Genomic DNA, 18,553 nt, shown 5'->3' on the forward strand with positions numbered 1-18,553 from the left:
GGAGACACACGGTGGGTGCTAACGTCCATCGTGGAGAGGGAAACAACCCAGACCGCCAGCTAAGGTCCCAAAGTCTATATTAAGTGGGAAACGAAGTGGGAAGGCTTAGACAGCTAGGATGTTGGCTTAGAAGCAGCCATCATTTAAAGAAAGCGTAATAGCTCACTAGTCGAGTCGGCCTGCGCGGAAGATGTAACGGGGCTAAAATATAGCACCGAAGCTGCGGCATCAGTCGAAAGACTGTTGGGTAGGGGAGCGTTCTGTAAGCGGAAGAAGGTGAATCGAGAGGTTTGCTGGACGTATCAGAAGTGCGAATGCTGACATAAGTAACGATAAAACGAGTGAAAAACTCGTTCGCCGGAAGACCAAGGGTTCCTGTCCAACGTTAATCGGGGCAGGGTGAGTCGGCCCCTAAGGCGAGGCTGAAAAGCGTAGTCGATGGGAAACGGGTTAATATTCCCGTACTTGGTGTAATTGCGATGTGGGGACGGAGAAGGTTAGGTTATCAGGGTGTTGGAAATCCCTGTTTAAGCCGGTAGGTGTGAAGACTAGGCAAATCCGGTCTTCTTTAACGCCGAGAAGTGATGACGAGGCTCTACGGAGCTGAAGTAACCGATACCACGCTTCCAGGAAAAGCCACTAAGCTTCAGGTTACACTAAACCGTACTATAAACCGACACAGGTGGTCAGGTAGAGAATACTCAGGCGCTTGAGAGAACTCGGGTGAAGGAACTAGGCAAAATAGCACCGTAACTTCGGGAGAAGGTGCGCCGGCGTAGATTGTAGTGTCTTGCACACGAAGGTTGAACCGGTCGAAGATACCAGCTGGCTGCAACTGTTTATTAAAAACACAGCACTCTGCAAACACGAAAGTGGACGTATAGGGTGTGATGCCTGCCCGGTGCTGGAAGGTTAATTGATGGTGTTATCGAAAGAGAAGCTCCTGATCGAAGCCCCAGTAAACGGCGGCCGTAACTATAACGGTCCTAAGGTAGCGAAATTCCTTGTCGGGTAAGTTCCGACCTGCACGAATGGCATAATGATGGCCAGGCTGTCTCCACCCGAGACTCAGTGAAATTGAAATCGCCGTGAAGATGCGGTGTACCCGCGGCTAGACGGAAAGACCCCGTGAACCTTTACTATAGCTTGACACTGAACATTGAATTTTGATGTGTAGGATAGGTGGGAGCCTTTGAAGCATGAACGCTAGTTTGTGTGGAGGCGTCCTTGAAATACCACCCTTTAACGTTTGATGTTCTAACGAGGCGCCCTAATCGGGTGTTCGGACAGTGTCTGGTGGGTAGTTTGACTGGGGCGGTCTCCTCCCAAAGAGTAACGGAGGAGCACGAAGGTTTGCTAATCACGGTCGGACATCGTGAGGTTAGTGCAATGGTATAAGCAAGCTTAACTGCGAGACAGACAAGTCGAGCAGGTGCGAAAGCAGGTCATAGTGATCCGGTGGTTCTGAATGGAAGGGCCATCGCTCAACGGATAAAAGGTACTCCGGGGATAACAGGCTGATACCGCCCAAGAGTTCATATCGACGGCGGTGTTTGGCACCTCGATGTCGGCTCATCACATCCTGGGGCTGAAGTAGGTCCCAAGGGTATGGCTGTTCGCCATTTAAAGTGGTACGCGAGCTGGGTTTAGAACGTCGTGAGACAGTTCGGTCCCTATCTGCCGTGGGCGTTGGAGAATTGAGAGGGGCTGCTCCTAGTACGAGAGGACCGGAGTGGACGCACCCCTGGTGTTCCGGTTGTGTCGCCAGACGCATTGCCGGGTAGCTAAGTGCGGAAGAGATAAGTGCTGAAAGCATCTAAGCACGAAACTTGCCTTGAGATGAGTTCTCCCCGACTATAAGTTGGTAAGGGTTGTTTAAGACTAAGACGTAGATAGGTAGGGTGTGTAAGCGGTGTGAGCCGTTGAGCTAACCTATACTAATTGCCCGAGAGGCTTAACTATACAACGCTCAAGTGTTTTTGACAGAAAGCGAAGAAACTAAACAAAAGAAACTAAACAAATCAACTCAGAATAAACAGCTTGTTTCGAATTAAAGGCAAAAGCCGAAGAAAGTAAAGAACAAACAAAACAATTTAGAAAGACAAAAGTAAAGACGAAGAAAGTCTGAATCATCGAAGATTTTCCTGATGTCGATAGTGCTGTGGTGCCACCTGAATCCATACCGAACTCAGAAGTGAAACGCAGTGACGCCGATGGTAGTGTGTGGATTCCGCATGTGAGAGTAGGGCAACATCAGGGCATTATTCAGCCGAGAGGCAAATAAGTAAAATCGACCCCAAGCTTAGCGATAGGCTTGGGGTTTTTGTTTTGGGGATTTTAGAGGAAATTGGAATAAAAGATAATAGCTTAAGGGCAAAAGGATGAGTGTTTGCTAGGTAGTAATAAGTTGTAAAAAGTTATTATATAGTTGTGTTTCTATTTTCTCGACTGGCATCGATTTAATTTCTGCAATTTTCTTCACAACAGCTAAAAGTTGCTCAACGATATCAACTCTGCTAAACCCTTCATACTGCCAAGGAGCATCTGTTTCGATAAGAAGGCGTTCGAGAGGGAAATATTCGGCAACTCTTTGAGTTTTAGGATTATGTAGAATATCTGGAGTAAGGCTGGCAAAATAATTAGTGCTCAATAGCTTTTCAAGCATATCATCATTAGCTTTAAACCAGTGGAATTGAGCTTTATTTATATTATGTTTACTGAGTAGCTCAAGGGCGATATCAGTATCTTCGTAGACGATATGCAAATTTAGAGGTAAATTATACCGCTTGCTGAGAAGAATAAAGTGCTCAAGTAAGGTAATATAAGGTGCGTAATCTAGTTGTGGGGTTTCCCGTTTAAGATAGTGTGGTAAGCCAACTTCGCCTAAAGCGGTTAATTTTGTATGATTTTTTGCAATCCAATCAAACAATTTAGCTTGTTCCGTTTCAGAGGGTAGAGCCTGTTCTGGGTGGAAACCGGCAGCAATATGAAGTTTAGGAAACTGCTCTTTAAGTGTTAAAAGGCGTTTACAACTGGCTAAATCTGTTGCTACAGCAAGCAGACTATCAAGTTGAGGTGTTTGAAGAATAGAGCGGATTTCATCATCTGAAAATTGATCTAAGTGAATATGGCTATCATAAAGCATATCTTCTTCCTGCTAATCTTTAGGGGTATTTTCCTTACATGTTTTACCCCATAGACCAATAAATAAGGGCGAATATTATATTCGCCCTTATTTGCTTATAAACCTGCTCCGGCACGAAGTGCTTCAGCTTTGTCGGTTTGCTCCCAAGGGAAATGTTCACGCCCGAAGTGGCCGTAAGCGGCAGTTTCACGGTAGATTGGTTTGATTAAATCTAACATTTTGATTAAGCCGTAAGGGCGTAGGTCAAAGTTTTGGTAGATTAATTTCACTAAAGTTTCGTTGCTCACTTTACCTGTGCCGAAAGTTTCCACCATAATTGAGGTTGGATCAGCCACACCGATAGCGTAAGAAAGTTGGATTTCGCAACGCTCTGCTAAGCCTGCAGCAACGATATTTTTGGCTACATAACGTGCAGCATAAGCAGCAGAGCGGTCTACTTTAGATGGGTCTTTACCCGAGAATGCACCACCACCGTGGCGAGCTGCACCACCGTAAGTATCAACAATGATTTTACGACCGGTTAAGCCACAGTCACCCATTGGGCCACCGATTACAAAACGGCCTGTTGGGTTAATGAAATATTTAGTGTTTTGGCTTAGCCATTCGCTTGGTAAGATAGGTTTGATAATCTCTTCCATCACCCCTTCAATTAAATCTTTTTGGGAAATATGTTCCGCATGCTGGGTAGAAAGTACAACTGCATCAATGCCCACAATTTTGTTGTTTTCATAGGCGAAGGTTAATTGGCTTTTCGCATCCGGGCGTAGCCAGTCTAATTTACCTGATTTACGAACGATCGCTTGTTGTTCCATTAAACGGTGAGCATAGGTAATCGGTGCAGGCATTAATACTTCTGTTTCATTGGTTGCATAGCCGAACATAATACCTTGGTCACCGGCACCTTGCTCAAGTGGATCTGCGCGATCAACGCCTTGGTTGATATCCGGAGATTGTTTGCCAATTGCATTTAAGACTGCACAAGAGTGTGCATCAAAGCCCATATCAGAATGGGTGTAGCCAATATCGCAGATTACTTGACGGGTTAAATTTTCAATATCTACCCATGCTGATGTTGTGATTTCACCACCGACTAAAGCCATACCGGTTTTTACATAAGTCTCACACGCCACACGTGCTTTAGGGTCTTGTTTTAAAATTTCGTCTAACACCGCATCTGAAATTTGGTCTGCGATTTTATCCGGATGCCCTTCTGATACTGACTCAGAAGTAAATAAATTAATAGCCATTAATTATTCCTCGTTAATTTAAAATAATAACAAGCGGTCGTTTTTTGCAAAAATTTTGTATATTTCAACCGCTTGTCTAAAATTTGTTTGGAAGTATTTCCGTCTAGACGTCTATAATATATTTTTTGAGCTTTTTAGGCAAATGGTATTTTGTTATTTGCTCAAATAACGCCTTAATCCTGCAAGAGCATTTTTCGCATCTTCCACGCCTAAATCATACATAGTTTGTAGCCTGTCGAGGTTCTTTTCCAAGCGGCTGATTTTCATTGTTTTGCTTGGGCGAATAACAAAAATCTCTTGTTTTTCATTAAGTTGAATTACCTCTTCAACCGCCTGATTATATTCCGCATAACGGTTTTCCCAACGCTCGATTAATTTCGGATATTTTTGATAAAACCATTTAAACAGCCACATTGAGCTTGGCTTTTTACGATATTCTAATGGGCGGGTGAGGACGACAATAATTTTATCGTATCCCATTGCTTGGAGTTTTTGATAAGGAATACTATCTGAAATGCCTCCGTCTAAATATTTTTTGCCATCAATTTCCACAATTTTTGAAACAATCGGCATGGCTGAGGTGGCACGAAAAGCTTCCATCTGCTCAAAGGCATTATTGATTTTCACGTATTCAGGTTCACCTGTTTCTATGTTGGTTACGGTTACCCAGAAATCAGTGTTTGATTGCTGAAAAGTTTCTTGATCGAAAGGATCAAGGGTGAACGGTAATTCATAGAAGGCAAAGTCTCGATTAATGATATTTCCTGTTGTAAGTAAGCTACTTATGCTCATATATCTTTTATCGTGCAGATATTTTTTGTTATATCTTAAGGCCCTTCCTTTTTGTTTCGAGGGCAAATTTACGCCAAATAATGCTCCGGCGGAAACGCCAATTATGCCATCAATATGAATATTTTCTTCTAAGAAAATATCTAACACTCCTGCAGTAAAAATGCCCCGTAAGCCACCGCCTTCAAGCACTAATCCGATTTTCATATAATTTCCCCCGTAATTTGTGTATTATAACCCGAATTTTCGCTAAAGGAGATCATATGGCAAATGCAGAATTTATCCATTTTTTATTGGATCAGCTTTCGTCAATTTCGGGGCTGCGTTCAAAAAAGATGTTTGGTGACTATTGCCTGTTTTTTGGTGAGAAAATTGTGGCCATTATTAACAAAGATTATCGAATTTTTGTCAAAGCCAATGCCGAGACCTTGCCTCTGTTTTTAGCGGAAAATGCCGAGCAATTTAGTTATTTTGCCAAAGGTAAAATAAATAAAATGCACTATTGGACAATCCCTGAATACGCAGTAGAAGATTCCGACGAATTGAAAAAATGGATTCGTTTGGGTTTACAAGCGGTCTGATTTTGTAAAAAATTTGCAAAATATCACCGCTTGCTGTTGGAATCCGAGAGTTTTATATTCAACAAGATATTAAATAAATGAAAATGAATCAGAAAAAAATTGTATCCCTTATTGTGTTGGTCGTGCTGGCGAGTATTTCCTACTTTTTTAACGATGCGGGGAAAAAAGAGCCGCCTAGAACAACGAAACAGAAACAAACACAACAAAGCACTCAGTTGGCAAATTCGTCTTTAGGCAATTACGATGTTCAGATGAAAAATGACCGTTTGAAGCAAAATGTTGTGGATACTGATTATTACACTCTTGCGCTTTCATGGTCTCCGGCATTTTGCCAAAAACAGAGACGTAATAACAATGGTAAAGTACCACAGCATTTGAAATATCAATGTGATAGTAACCAAGAATTTGGTTGGGTGATTCACGGCCTATGGCCACAAAGTGAGGAAGCCCGTAGTGTGGAAGATCATCCACGTTACTGTCAGGGTGATTTGCCGATGGTTGAGGAAAATACGATTAAAAAATATCTGCCGGAATCACCGGGGGCTACGCTTTTGCAAGGCGAATGGGAAAAACATGGCGCTTGTGCCTTTAATCAAGCTGAGGATTATTTCAGTAAGCAAAAATCACTTTATAACGAGCTGACTTTGCCTGATTTTGAGATGTCAAAATCAGAGCTGTTTAAGTGGATAAAAGCCAATAATCCGCAATTAAGAGATGTTTATTTAAGTGGCGGCAAAGATGAACTCTATATTTGCTATAACAAACAATGGCAGCCGATGGATTGCCCGCGTTAATGTCTAATCTTCGTCAACTGAAAATGCAGGTTCAACGTCAGCTTAAGCGTGATCTGGAACGTGCCAATACCTATTTCAATAAAACTTTTATACAACCTACCGTCAGCTATGCGGTTCGTGGTGTAAAAGCCGGTGTTGCCTATTTGGAACGTAATGAAGTTCGCTTCAATCCTGTTTTATTACAGGAAAATGGATTGGAGTTTGTTAGTCAAGTTGTGCCACACGAGCTGGCTCATATTTTGGTTTATCAACATTTTGGGCGGGTGCAATCGCACGGCAAAGAATGGAAAATGATGATGGAAACCGTCTTGGGTGTACCGGCTGAAATCTATCACTGTTTTGATGTTCAAAGTGTGCAGCAGCAATTTAGCTATCAATGTGCTTGCCAAACTCACCAACTGTCCATTCGCAGGCATAATGCAGTGATGCGTAATAAGCGAAGTTATATTTGCCGTTTGTGTAAAACAAAACTTCATTTTTCTGGTTAGTCGTCCTCTTAATTTGCCAAAAATTACTAAATATAGACCGCTTGTTATCTATTTTTCAGCCTATAAAAGTAATAACCTTACTAATTTACTAGACATTATTCTTTTCGCGCATACAATGCATTTTAGTATCTAAATTTTAATCTTAACTTTACATTTTCGGAGTATTTTTATGGAAACTATTGTTATTGTAGGCGGTGGTGCCGGTGGATTGGAGCTTGCAACCTATTTGGGTAATAAGCTAGGGCGTAAGCAGAAAGCAAAAGTCATTTTAATTGATCGTAATGCTACCCATTTATGGAAACCTTTATTACATGAGGTAGCAACAGGAACCTTAGATGAGGGTACGGATGCATTAAGTTATCGGGCTCATGCAAAAAATCATGGTTTTGAATTTCAGCAAGGTACTTTAGTTGCAGTAGATAGAGAAAATAAATCGGTTTCTCTTGCTCCAATTTATAACGATCATAACCAGTTATTAGTGAAAGAACGTAATATTCGTTATGATAAATTGGTTATTGCAATCGGTAGTAAATCAAATGATTTTGGTACTAAAGGTGTAGCGGAAAACTGTATTTTTCTTGATAGTTCAGAACAGGCAAGAGCTTTCCAAAAACGTCTGATGGAGCTGTTTTTACATTTCTCTCATAGTGAAGATAAAGATGTAAAAATTGCAATTGTTGGCGGTGGGGCAACCGGTATTGAGTTATCGGCGGAGCTTTATAATGTAGCGAAGAATTTAAACTCTTACGGGTTTGGTAAGTTAAATCGTGCAAGCTTAAAAGTCACGTTAGTCGAAGCAGGCCCACGCCTTATTCCTGCCTTGCCGGAAAGAGTCTCTATTTCTGCTTTCCATGAATTGAAAAAAGCCGGGGTGGATGTGCGTTTGGGAACAATGATTACAGAGGCTCGCCCTGACGGTTTAATGACTCGCCTAGGCGAAAAAATTGAAGCCGATATTATGGTGTGGGCAGCAGGTGTAAAAGCCCCTGAAATCACTCGAGAATTTGGCTTTGAGACTAATCGTTTAAATCAGATTGAAGTTAAAGATACCTTGCAAACTACAGTGGATGATTCGGTGTTTGTGATTGGAGATTGTGCGGCGTTAATACAAGACGGCAAACCGATTCCACCACGAGCTCAAGCTGCACACCAGATGGCAAGCCAATGTGGAAAAAATATTGTTGCCCTCATTGAAGGTAAAGAGATGAAACCGTTCAAATTTAAAGATAAGGGCTCGCTGCTCTCCTTCTCAAAATTTGGTACTGTGGGGAATTTAATGGGAAATCTGGTTAGTGGGGATATGTTTATTGAAGGTAAAATTGCCCGCCTTGCTTACTTATCACTTTACCGAATGCACCAAGTTGCTTTACACGGCTGTGTAAAAACCGGCTTGATTGTGTTAGTTGGGCAGATTAACCGATTCTTAAGACCAACGATGAAGTTGCATTAAATTCTAATTTAATCGCAATTATCGTGACTACGATAATCAAAAAACCGCTTGTTTGATGTTGTGATTTACATCTTACAAGCGGTTATTTTTTCACTTAATTTTGCAATTAGTTGATATTATTTAGCCAGTTTGATTTCGGCTAACCATTTATCGACTAAGCGTTTACCTTCTTCACTTGAGCCGGCTTTTTTATAGTCAATTTTAATAAACTCTAATGCATCTGCTTTAGTCGATTGCGGTGCAACTTCGGCAGTTACATTAGTTGGTGTTTGGTATACGCCATGTTGCCGCCATGGGATTTCTTGGGCTTCTTTAGACAGTACCCAATCCATAAACAGTTTTGCATTTTCTAAGTTACGAGCATTTTTTAAAATACTTACTCCACCTAAGGCATAGCCTACTTTACCTTGTGGGATAACCGCTTCCACCGGTGCACCTTTCTCTTTTTCAGTGGCATAACTGTGCACAAATCCAACAGTAACCGCACTTTCACCACGGGCTAAATTACTGGTGACTAAAGTGCTTTTTACATATTGAGAAATGTTGTTGTCTAGCTTTTTCAAATAATCAAAGGCTTTTTCTTCCCCCCATAAAGTCGAGAGGGTGGTAATTAGAGTATAGGTTGTGCCTGAGCTACGAGGGTCGGGCAGCTGCACTTCACCTTTTAAACGAGGATCAAGTAAATCTTCCCATGTTTTTGGAGTTGGTACGCCAAGCTTAGCTAATTTCTCACTGTTTACGCCAAAACCAAGTACTAACATATAAATGATAGAGGTGAATTTTCCTTGTTCGCTTTCCACTAAAGATTTAAATTGAGGTAAGATTTCTGCCTGTAACGGTGAGCGATAAGCTTCTAGTAAGCCTAACTCACCCGCTTGAAAGTGAGGCTCAATAGTACCGCCAAACCAAATATCTGCTTGCGGATTGGCGGATTCTGCTTTGATTTTACCAAAAATAGTGCCTGTTCCACCGTGGATAAATTGGGTTTCTACATTGTATTTCTGTGAAAATTGTTTGGTTATATCTTCACATACATTATTTTGTACCGAGCAGTAAACGGTTAAACGACCTTCTGCTTGTGCGGTGTTAGCAGATAATAAAGTAGTGGCAAAGCCTAAACTGAATAATAAAGATTTCAATCTAAAGGATTTCATGATTTTCCTGAATAATATAAATAAAATAGATGACGCAGTCTATCATCTCAGACCAAGAGTGGAAATAATTACAAGCGATAAAATACGCTCAAAGAATCTAATTCTAGCCTATTATTTCAATGAGTTTCGGCTATCTTGCAAATTTTAAAACAAAAATGACCGCTTGTTTTGTGCTGTAAGCGATCATTTTTAGCTATTTTTTTGCAAAATTAAATTGCTAATTCAAAAGCGTAAAAGGCGACTAAGATTACTGCAATCATAACAGTGCCGATATTGAGTTTTCTAGCTTCTCCTGAAATTAGGCGACCGATCACAAGAGTTGCAAAACCTAACATAATACCTGTTACGATATTAGCAGTTAATACAATAAATACTGCACAAACTAAGCCTGCCATTGCACCTACGAAATCACTAAAATCTAATTTAGATACATTACTTAGCATTAATAAACCCACATACATCAAAGCAGGTGCGGTTGCATAACTTGGTACTAAGAAAGCAAGTGGTTGGAAAAACAGCATAAATAAGAAGCCGATACCGACCACGACCGCAGTTAAGCCCGTTTTACCGCCTACTGCTGTACCTGCTGCGGATTCAATGTACACTGCAGCGGGAGCCGTGCCGAATAAGCCGGATAAAATTGAGCCGAATGAGTCTGATGTTAGAGCTTTATCACCATTGATTATCTGACCTTCTTTATCTAATAAATTTGCTTGTCCTGCAACGGCTCGAATTGTACCTGTTGCATCAAAAATAGCGGTCATTACTAAGGCGAATACGACAGGTAAAATCGCCGTATTTAATGCTCCCATAATATCTAGATTTAAGAATTGGGAATTTTCTCCAAAACTTGGCATTTTGAAAAAGCCTGAATATTTTACATTTGGATCAAAGATTAAACCAACAATCGTGATGGCGATAATTACCCACAAAATACTTCCTTTTACTTTAAGTTTTTCTAAGCCGATAATTGCAGCCAAGCCGATTAAAGACATTAAAACAGGGAATGAGGTGAAATCACCTAGTTTGACCGGAATATCCATTCCGCTATTAATGACTAATTTCACGTTGGTTGCAGCTATAATAAGCAGGAATAAGCCAATTCCAATGCCGGCACCGTGTGCAATACTGCTTGGTAAATTACGCAGAATCCAAGTTCGAATGCCTGTTGCAGAAATGATGGTAAAAACAACTCCCATTAAGAAGATAGCTCCTAAGGCAACAGGGATAGAAACTTGTTGTCCTAGAACCAGACTGAATGCGGTAAAGGCGGTAAGAGAAATGGCACATCCGATTGCCATAGGAGCATTAGCCCATAATCCGATTAAAATTGAACCAAGTCCGGAAACTAAACAAGTTGCAATAAATACAGATTCTGCAGGAAACCCAGCTTGGCTTAACATTCCCGGTACAACAATGACAGAATAAACCATTGCTAAGAATGTCGTTAAACCGGCAATCACTTCTTGACGAACGTTTGAACCTCGTTCTTCAAATTTAAATAAGGACATAGAAACCTCAAAAGAGAAATAGAGAAAATTTTGGAAGCTGAATTCTACAGAAATTCTAAAAAAATAGCAAACGTTTGCGCAGCTTGAAAAATAAAAGCAGGAATAAATCCTGCTTGTAAAAATATTAGTAATCAATAAATGAATCTTGATCTGCCCCTTCTTTTTCCACAGTAGGTTGAAGCATATGTTCACGCTTCAAGCCAAGTTGTAGGGCAACACCAATTGCAATATAAATAGATGAATAAGTACCGAAACCAATACCAATCAATAATGCAAGGGAGAAACTATGTAATGTTGGACCTCCCAAATAGAAGAGTGCCAGTACTACGAATAGAGTAGTCACCGAGGTCATTAAAGTACGGGAAAGTGTTTGGCTTAAAGAAATATCAATAATTTCAATAGAGCTTGCCCGACGAATTTTGACAAAGTTTTCCCGCACACGGTCGAATACGACGATAGAGTCATTTAGTGAGTAGCCTACCACAGACAAAATAGCAGCCACGAAGGTTAGGTCAATTTCAATCTGTAAGAATGAAAAGATACCAATGGTTACCAATACATCATGGAAAAGGGCTACAATACCGCCTACCGCTAAACGCCATTCAAAGCGAGTGCCTACGTAAATTAATAGCATTGCAAGCGTGGCAAGGGTTGCATAAATTGCTCCTTGTGTAAGCTCTTCACCTACATTAGGTCCAACAAACTCAATACTTTTGATAACGGCATTTGGGTCTAATTTTTGATGGATCATATCCATCACTTTATTACCCACCGTCATATCACCGGCATTAGCAGACAAACGAATCATCAGATCTTTTTGGCTGCCGGTTGTTTGTACCAATGCACTACCATAACCGCTGTTTTCAAGCTCAGAGCGTAGCTTAGCTAAATCTGCAGGTTGAGAGAATTGAGTCTCGATGACTGTACCGCCGGTAAAGTCTAACCCCCAGTTAAATCCTTTTGTTACAATTGTGAAAATACATAGTGCAGACACAATTAATGAGAAAACAAAACCAATGTAACGGTATCTCATAAAAGGAATCAGTTTATAAGGCAGCTTAATGTCTGCTACATCTTTTGTTACATTTTCAATAGCCATTTATTCCACCTTAAATCCAGAGTTTCTTCACGCGTTTGCCACCATACATCCAGTTTACCAGCATACGGGTTCCTGTAATGGCGGTAAACATAGAGATAATTACCCCCAATGCAAGTGTTACGGCAAAGCCTTTTACAGGCCCGGTTCCAACACCGTAAAGCACTAATGAGGTTAAGATTGTAGTCAAGTTTGAATCAAAAATACTGGAGAATGCACCGTTATAGCCTTCATCAATTGCTTGTTGAATTGAGCGACCATTACGCAGCTCTTCTTTAATCCGCTCATAAATCAGTACGTTTGCATCCACCGACATACCTACCGCAAGCACAATCCCTGCAATACCCGGCATTGTCAGTGTTGCACCGATTAATGACATTAAACCTACGGTTAGCACCATATTGGCAAGTAAAGCAAAAGAAGCAAACACACCAAACATTTTATAGTAAGCCAAACAGAATAGGATAGTTAAGCCAAGCCCTAACATGCCGGCATCCATACCCTGCTTCACGTTATCTGTACCGAGTGATGCACCGATAGTGCGTTCTTCTACAATCACAATTGGAGCAATTAAAGCGCCTGAACGTAATAACACCGATAAGTTCTGTGCTTCAGCTGGTGAGTTAATGCCGGTAATTTGGAAATTATTGCCAAGACGTGTTTGAATAGTTGCAACATTAATCACTTCTTGGTGTTTCTCAAGAATTACCTTGCCGTTAGCATCTTTACGTCCGGAATCTTTAAATTCGGTATAAAGAGTAGCCATCGGTTTTTTGATTGCCATTTTAGTGATTTCGCCCATCATTTCACCACCTGCAGTATCTAGCTTGATACTAACTTGTGGTAAACCACGCTCATCTTTACCTGCGGTTGCATCAATAATATGTTCACCGCCTAAAGAAGGCTTACGACGTAAGACTACAGGTTCACCGTCACGGGTGCTTTGGACTTCCGAATCAGCCGGCACGATACCACGGGCAGCAGAGGCAACATTCGCTTCGGTGTTCACCAAGCGGAATTCAAGGGTTGCGGTTGCCCCTAGAAGTTCTTTTGCACGAGCTGTATCTTGCACACCCGGTAATTCAACCACAATACGATCTGCACCTTGGCGTTGAATAGTTGGCTCAGAAACGCCTAATTCTTCAACACGTTTACGCAAAATTGATAAGTTTTGTTCAATTGCTGAACTACGAGAATCAGATAAAGCTTGCGCAGATTGTGTTAAAGTAAGATTATTTTCTTTAATTAAAATATCTAAATTAGGATGTGCACGACGAATTAAACGTCCTGCTTTTTCAGCGGTTTCGTTATCAATAAACTCAATTTCAGTTGCAAAATTTTCGCCTTTTTTGACCGCTTTATACTGTAATTTTTCTTTACGGAAATCATTACGTAGGCTGTCTTGCAAAGAATCTTGTTGTTTTGCAAGTGCCGTATTCATGTCAACTTCCATTAAAAAACGTACACCGCCACGCAGATCTAAACCACGTTTCATTGGGCTACCACCAATATTGCTTAGCCAACTTGGTGTTGCAGGTGCAAGGTTTAATGCCACAGAATATTTGTTACCTAATACTTCGGAAATTTTTTCTTTGGCAGGAAGTTGTTGATCATCCTGTTCCAAGCGAACTAAAATCGAGCCGTTTTCCAGCACGGCAGATTTTGGCTGAATGTTCATGGATGAAAGTGTGGATTGTACTTGAGCAAGAGTTTCAGACGTTGCTTCTTGACCACGAGTGCCGGAAATTTGCACTGACGGATCTTCGCCATATAAATTTGGAAGGGCATATAAAGCACCAATGGCGATCACGAAGATCACCATTAAATTCTTCCATAGAGGGAAACGGTTTAACACAATAAATCCCCAAATGTTAAATGTTTAATTAAAGCGATTTTAATGAACCTTTCGGTAGCACTGCAACCACGAAATCACGTTTGATAGTAACTTCTGTTGTATCATTTAATGCAATGACGATATTATCATTATCCGCAGTTACTTTTGTGATTTTACCGATTAAACCACCGCTGGTTAATACTTCTTCACCTTTTGCCAGGCTTGCAAGTAATTCGCGTTGTTGTTTTTGGCGTTTTGCTTGTGGGCGATAAATCATGAAATAGAAAATTGCACCGAAAATAATCAGGATAAAGATCATCTCCATTCCGCTGCCTTGTTGCATATAAAGCTCCTTAAATTGTTATAAATGAATAAAAAAATAAATGCTGTAAAAACGTCTGTTAAAATACCATAAATTCAATGAATTAACGAGTAGAAAAATTCATCGAATGCTTTTCTTTTAAACAAAGATTTGAGTAAAATCGGTTTATTTGATTCCGTGTCGGGATAAATTTTATAAATGTAAGGAGAAAAAATGAGAAAATCATCTCAACTAGCGGTTATTTTTGGCTTAATTTTTGCAAATGCGGCATTTGCTCACAATGTACAGCTAAATCAATCTATGCCTAATGTTGCAGTTGCCAAAGATGGCGAATTAACCGTTTCGGGTGGAAAAGTGTCTTATAAAAATTGGAGTTCGTCATCGCTAAGTGGAAAGGTGCGTGTTATCCACCATTTTGCAGGTAGAACTTCGGTTAAAGAGAAAAATGAAGCTTTGATGACAGCGATTAAAAGTGCCGGCTTTGATCGCAGTAAATACCAAACTGTCACTATCGTAAATGCAGATGATGCAATTGTCGGCACAGGTTTATTTGTAAAAAATAGTGTAGAAAACGGAAAATTAGACAATCCGCACAGCCAAGTTGTATTAGATCAACAAGGGAATGTAAAAAAAGCTTGGGGCTTAAAAGAAAAAGAAAGCTTTATTGCGGTGCTTGATAAATCAGGGAAAGTGCAGTTTACTGCCGAAGGCAAATTATCCGCTAAGCAAATTGAAGATGTGATTAGTTTGGTAAAAACATTAACTCAATAAGTTGAAATGAGGGGATAAATAGCCCCTCATTTATTTATAGAATAAAGCGATAACTTATTGAATGCTGATAAGTTTCCCCGTCCTTAGTAATTCCCCCAAATTGTAATAATTCAGGTTGATTCACCGAGTTCGGGAAAAACTCAGGTTCTAGTGCTACACCTGCATAATCCTCATATTCACCGCCTTTTACATTCGGTTGCCCTTTTAGCCAGTTGCCCGTATAGAGTTGTAAAGCCGGCATTGAGGTCCGAAGTTCCATTTTTAGATCCGATACAGTTAAACAAGCGGTCGGATTTTGCGAGTTTTTTGCAAGCTGAAATGCGTGATCGTAACCTTTTACCGCTTTTTGATCGGTCTCTTTTAACAAATCTTGCCCAATTGTTTTCGCTGTGCGGAAATCAAAGCTGGTACCGTCCACTTTTTTCAGTGGAGCATTGGGAATACCACTTTCGTCCACAGGTAGATAAGCCTCGGCATTAATCATCAGTTGGTGATTTAACACATCGCCAAAGCCTTGCAAATTAAAATATGCGTGATTGGTTAAACAAAGCGGAGTGTCTTGATTAGCCTTGGCATTAAATAGAATTTTCAGTTCGTTTTGTTCTAAACGATATTCTACAGTTGCTTGCACTTCACCGCCAAAGCCTTCTTCGCCATCTGCAAAAATATAGGAAAATTTAACCGCTTGTTCGCTTTGGCTTTCCAATGTCCATATGACTTTATCTCCACCTAAAGCCCCTCCGTGCAAATTATTATTGCCGTTATTTTTGCCAAGCTGATAGGTTTTACCGTTCAGTGAATATTCGGCATTGGCAATACGGTTAGCGTAGCGACCAATCGTCGCCCCGAAGTAAGCGGTCTGTTTTTGCCAATTTTTTGCAGATGTTGTAACTAATACTTCCCGTTCTTCATTTGGCATTTTGACTATACAGGATAACCAAGAGGCACCTAAATCGGATAGGGTGATTTTTAAAAATGGGTTTTCCAGAGTGAATAGATTCATAGATTACCTCTTTGCCCCATACGAGCCGTATGGGGGTTAGAAAATCTGAGCCACGCTGTAGCTCTCTATTTTTTCAGCCCCAGAGGAGCTGGGAGAATTTAACTCAGCACGGCTCGCGCTAGGGAAAGCTTATACCTCACGCACACCATCAGAAGCAGTGCAAAGGTGGAAAGTTTCTTTAATACCGGTCTGCTTTTCATAGTTTTCAGCAACGAGCTGACGAAGAGACGCTACTTTATCATTTGGTACTAAACAGACAATGCAACCACCGAAGCCGCCACCTGTCATTCTTGCCCCGCCATTTTTCCCGATAGCCCTTTGTGCAAGTTCGACCAAATAATCAATTTCCGGAATAGTGATCTCAAAATCATCACGCATAGAGTCGTGAGATTGTGCCATTAATTCGCCTAGTTTTACCATATCATTCGCTTTTAATGCTTCTGCTGCTTCCAACACGCGTTGGTTTTCACTAATGATATGTTTAGCTCGTTTATAAGCAAGTTCATTGACTTCGTTTAATTCGGCGGCTCGCTCAATAAATTGCTCGGCGGTGACATCACGCAATTTATCTTTTCCAAAAAAATGAGCGGCAAATTCGCACTCTTGACGGCGGCTGTTGTATTCGCCTGTCACCAAGTCGTGTTTTACATTAGAGTTAATGATTGCAATCGAATAGCCTTGTGGCACAGGGGTTGGCGTGATTTCAAGAGAGCGGCAGTCAATCATTACCAAATGATCTTTTTGCCCTAATGCTGAGGTGAGCTGATCCATATTGCCACAGTTACAGCCGACAAATTTATTTTCCGCTTCCTGTCCGATTAAAGCGATTTGTTGTAATGAAAACGGTAAATCTCCCAATAGTTGAGCAGTTTTTCCAATGGAAATTTCGAGTGCGGCTGAGGAACTTAAGCCTGATGACATCGGTACATCGCTGGTGATGGCTAAATCTGCCCCCTGTTTGAAATCGGGATATTGGGCTTGAATATATTTGACCACACCACGCACATAGTTTGCCCATTTATGTTCACTTTGGGTGATTGGCTGGCTTAAATCAAACTCATCTTGTTCGTTAAGATCGATAGCAAATACACACCATTTATGGTCGTCCCGTTTGGCAAAACTCACCGCAGTGCCATAATTAATGGCACAAGGCATCACAAAACCATCGTTATAATCAGTATGTTCACCGATAATATTCACCCGACCCGGGGCAAAAACGGTACGTTCAGCGGTGTAACCAAAATGTTGTTCAAATTTTTGAATGGCAATTTCTTGTGGTTTCATTGGTATTCCTTACTTTTTATAATGTTCAATGTCACTGACTGCATTTAAACGTTCTGCTGCCTGCTCCGGAGTTAAGTCTCGTTGGGTTTCAGCCATCATTTCATAGCCAACCATAAATTTACGTACTGTTGCCGAACGCAGAAGTGGCGGATAAAAATGCGCGTGTAGCTGCCAATGGGCGTTTTCTTTGCCGTTAAACGGGGCGAAATGGAAACCCATTGAATAAGGAAAACTGATATTAAACAGATTATCGTAGCGAGTAGTGAGTTTTTTCAACGCTAAGGATAAATCGGCTTTTTCCGTTTCGTTTAAATCAGTAATCGACTTAAATTGTTTGGCTTTGGGTAACAATAACGTTTCAAACGGCCAGCTTGCCCAGTAAGGCACCACCGCAATCCAATCTTCGGTTTCAGCAACAATCCGTTCGTTTTTTTCTAGTTCACGCTTAGCATAATCCAGCAAAAGCGGGCTGCCATATTGAGCGAAATAGTTGGCTTGGCATTCATCTTCAAGGGTGATTTCATTCGGCAAAAAATTACTCGCCCAAATTTGACCGTGCGGGTGTGGGTTAGAGCAGCCCATCATTGAGCCTTTATTCTCAAAAATTTGTACCCATTGGTAAGATGTTTTCAGCTCGTTTGCTTGCTCTTGCCAAACGGTCACCACATCGGTAATTTCTGAAACCGAAAGTTGTGGCAAGGTTTTGCTGTGATCGGGCGAAAAGCAAATCACACGGCTTTCCCCTTGGGTATGTGAGATTTGGAACAGCGGATCGTTATTTGGCTCAGGAGCTGGTGTGTCGGACAGTAACGCCGAAAAATCGTTTTTAAACACAAACGGCTTGGTGTAATTCGGATTTTGCTCACCGGTGATACGTTTATTGCCCGGACAGAGATAGCAGGTTGGATCGTAGCTTGGTTTATCATCTTGCACAATTTCTTCTTGTTGCCCTTGCCATGGACGTTTTGCCCGATGAGGGGAAACCAAAATCCACTGATTTTTCAGCGGATTAAAACGGCGATGTGGGTGGTCGTTAAGAACAAATTCGCTCATATAACACTCCTCAAAATTAGAATGAGAAAGA

Annotated in this window: 16 protein-coding genes and 2 rRNA genes (1 of these 18 only partly in view); 7 read left to right on the plus strand and 11 right to left on the minus strand. The window is 41.0% G+C overall.

Going from position 1 to position 18,553, the window contains the following annotated elements:
• Positions 1-1,962 (plus strand): 23S ribosomal RNA (locus A6B41_RS03515); it begins 940 nt to the left of the window's first position.
• Between the two features lie 181 nt (positions 1,963-2,143).
• Positions 2,144-2,259 (plus strand): 5S ribosomal RNA (gene rrf, locus A6B41_RS03520).
• Positions 2,260-2,392: 133 nt separating this feature from the next.
• Here the strand turns inward: rrf and A6B41_RS03525 are convergent.
• From A6B41_RS03525 to A6B41_RS03535, 3 genes are all read right to left on the minus strand, one after another.
• Entirely contained in the window at positions 2,393-3,145 is a 753-nt protein-coding gene (locus tag A6B41_RS03525; protein ID WP_027074996.1) for a TatD family hydrolase, read from the minus strand.
• 95 nt (positions 3,146-3,240) lie between these two features.
• Positions 3,241-4,392 carry a methionine adenosyltransferase gene (gene metK / locus A6B41_RS03530; protein WP_027074995.1) on the minus strand — a complete coding sequence of 384 codons (1,152 nt, stop codon included), beginning with the start codon at positions 4,390-4,392 and terminating at the stop codon, positions 3,241-3,243.
• Positions 4,393-4,545: 153 nt separating this feature from the next.
• Positions 4,546-5,388, minus strand: a complete 843-nt coding sequence (locus tag A6B41_RS03535) for a patatin-like phospholipase family protein (protein ID WP_027074994.1) — start codon at positions 5,386-5,388, stop codon at positions 4,546-4,548.
• A 56-nt stretch (positions 5,389-5,444) separates the two neighbouring features.
• On the opposite strand from A6B41_RS03535, the gene A6B41_RS03540 reads away from it, so the two are divergent.
• From A6B41_RS03540 to A6B41_RS03555, 4 genes are all read left to right on the plus strand, one after another.
• Positions 5,445-5,762, plus strand: a complete 318-nt coding sequence (locus A6B41_RS03540) for a TfoX/Sxy family protein (RefSeq protein ID WP_027074993.1) — start codon at positions 5,445-5,447, stop codon at positions 5,760-5,762.
• 83 nt (positions 5,763-5,845) lie between these two features.
• Complete coding sequence (locus tag A6B41_RS03545) at positions 5,846-6,556, plus strand: ribonuclease T2 family protein (protein ID WP_027074992.1); 711 nt, start codon at positions 5,846-5,848, stop codon at positions 6,554-6,556.
• Entirely contained in the window at positions 6,556-7,044 is a 489-nt protein-coding gene (locus A6B41_RS03550) for a SprT family zinc-dependent metalloprotease (protein ID WP_027074991.1), read from the plus strand. The genes A6B41_RS03545 and A6B41_RS03550 overlap by 1 nt, the downstream gene beginning before the upstream one ends.
• Before the next feature lie 169 nt (positions 7,045-7,213).
• A complete protein-coding gene (locus tag A6B41_RS03555) occupies positions 7,214-8,494 on the plus strand; it encodes an NAD(P)/FAD-dependent oxidoreductase (RefSeq protein WP_027074990.1) in 1,281 nt (426 codons plus the stop codon).
• Between the two features lie 116 nt (positions 8,495-8,610).
• On the opposite strand, the gene A6B41_RS03560 is transcribed toward A6B41_RS03555, so the two are convergent.
• The 5 genes from A6B41_RS03560 to yajC form a co-directional block, all read right to left on the minus strand.
• Positions 8,611-9,648: an ABC transporter substrate-binding protein gene (locus A6B41_RS03560; RefSeq protein WP_027074989.1), complete on the minus strand. Its 1,038-nt coding sequence runs from the start codon at positions 9,646-9,648 to the stop codon at positions 8,611-8,613.
• A 209-nt stretch (positions 9,649-9,857) separates the two neighbouring features.
• Complete coding sequence (locus A6B41_RS03565; RefSeq protein WP_027074988.1) at positions 9,858-11,159, minus strand: NCS2 family permease; 1,302 nt, start codon at positions 11,157-11,159, stop codon at positions 9,858-9,860.
• 124 nt (positions 11,160-11,283) lie between these two features.
• A complete protein-coding gene (gene secF, locus A6B41_RS03570) occupies positions 11,284-12,258 on the minus strand; it encodes a protein translocase subunit SecF (protein ID WP_027074987.1) in 975 nt (324 codons plus the stop codon).
• A gap of 10 nt (positions 12,259-12,268) precedes the next feature.
• A complete protein-coding gene (gene secD / locus A6B41_RS03575; protein ID WP_084493773.1) occupies positions 12,269-14,110 on the minus strand; it encodes a protein translocase subunit SecD in 1,842 nt (613 codons plus the stop codon).
• Between the two features lie 28 nt (positions 14,111-14,138).
• Positions 14,139-14,432, minus strand: a complete 294-nt coding sequence (yajC, locus tag A6B41_RS03580; RefSeq protein ID WP_027074985.1) for a preprotein translocase subunit YajC — start codon at positions 14,430-14,432, stop codon at positions 14,139-14,141.
• 192 nt (positions 14,433-14,624) lie between these two features.
• On the opposite strand from yajC, the gene A6B41_RS03585 reads away from it, so the two are divergent.
• The gene (locus A6B41_RS03585) at positions 14,625-15,182 is read left to right on the plus strand and encodes a YtfJ family protein (RefSeq protein ID WP_027074984.1); all 558 of its coding nucleotides are present in this window, start codon (positions 14,625-14,627) and stop codon (positions 15,180-15,182) included.
• A gap of 34 nt (positions 15,183-15,216) precedes the next feature.
• Here A6B41_RS03585 and A6B41_RS03590 read toward each other — a convergent pair whose 3' ends face one another.
• From A6B41_RS03590 to galT, 3 genes are all read right to left on the minus strand, one after another.
• Positions 15,217-16,185 carry a galactose-1-epimerase gene (locus A6B41_RS03590; RefSeq protein WP_027074983.1) on the minus strand — a complete coding sequence of 323 codons (969 nt, stop codon included), beginning with the start codon at positions 16,183-16,185 and terminating at the stop codon, positions 15,217-15,219.
• Between the two features lie 129 nt (positions 16,186-16,314).
• On the minus strand, positions 16,315-17,469 hold the full coding sequence (gene galK / locus A6B41_RS03595; protein WP_027074982.1) for a galactokinase: 1,155 nt from the start codon (positions 17,467-17,469) through the stop codon (positions 16,315-16,317).
• Between the two features lie 9 nt (positions 17,470-17,478).
• Positions 17,479-18,522: a galactose-1-phosphate uridylyltransferase gene (galT, locus tag A6B41_RS03600; RefSeq protein WP_027074981.1), complete on the minus strand. Its 1,044-nt coding sequence runs from the start codon at positions 18,520-18,522 to the stop codon at positions 17,479-17,481.
• Positions 18,523-18,553: the final 31 nt, after the last annotated feature.

The organism is Mannheimia granulomatis, assembly GCF_013377255.1.
In the GTDB taxonomy this organism is placed as follows: Bacteria; Pseudomonadota; Gammaproteobacteria; order Enterobacterales; family Pasteurellaceae; genus Mannheimia; species Mannheimia granulomatis.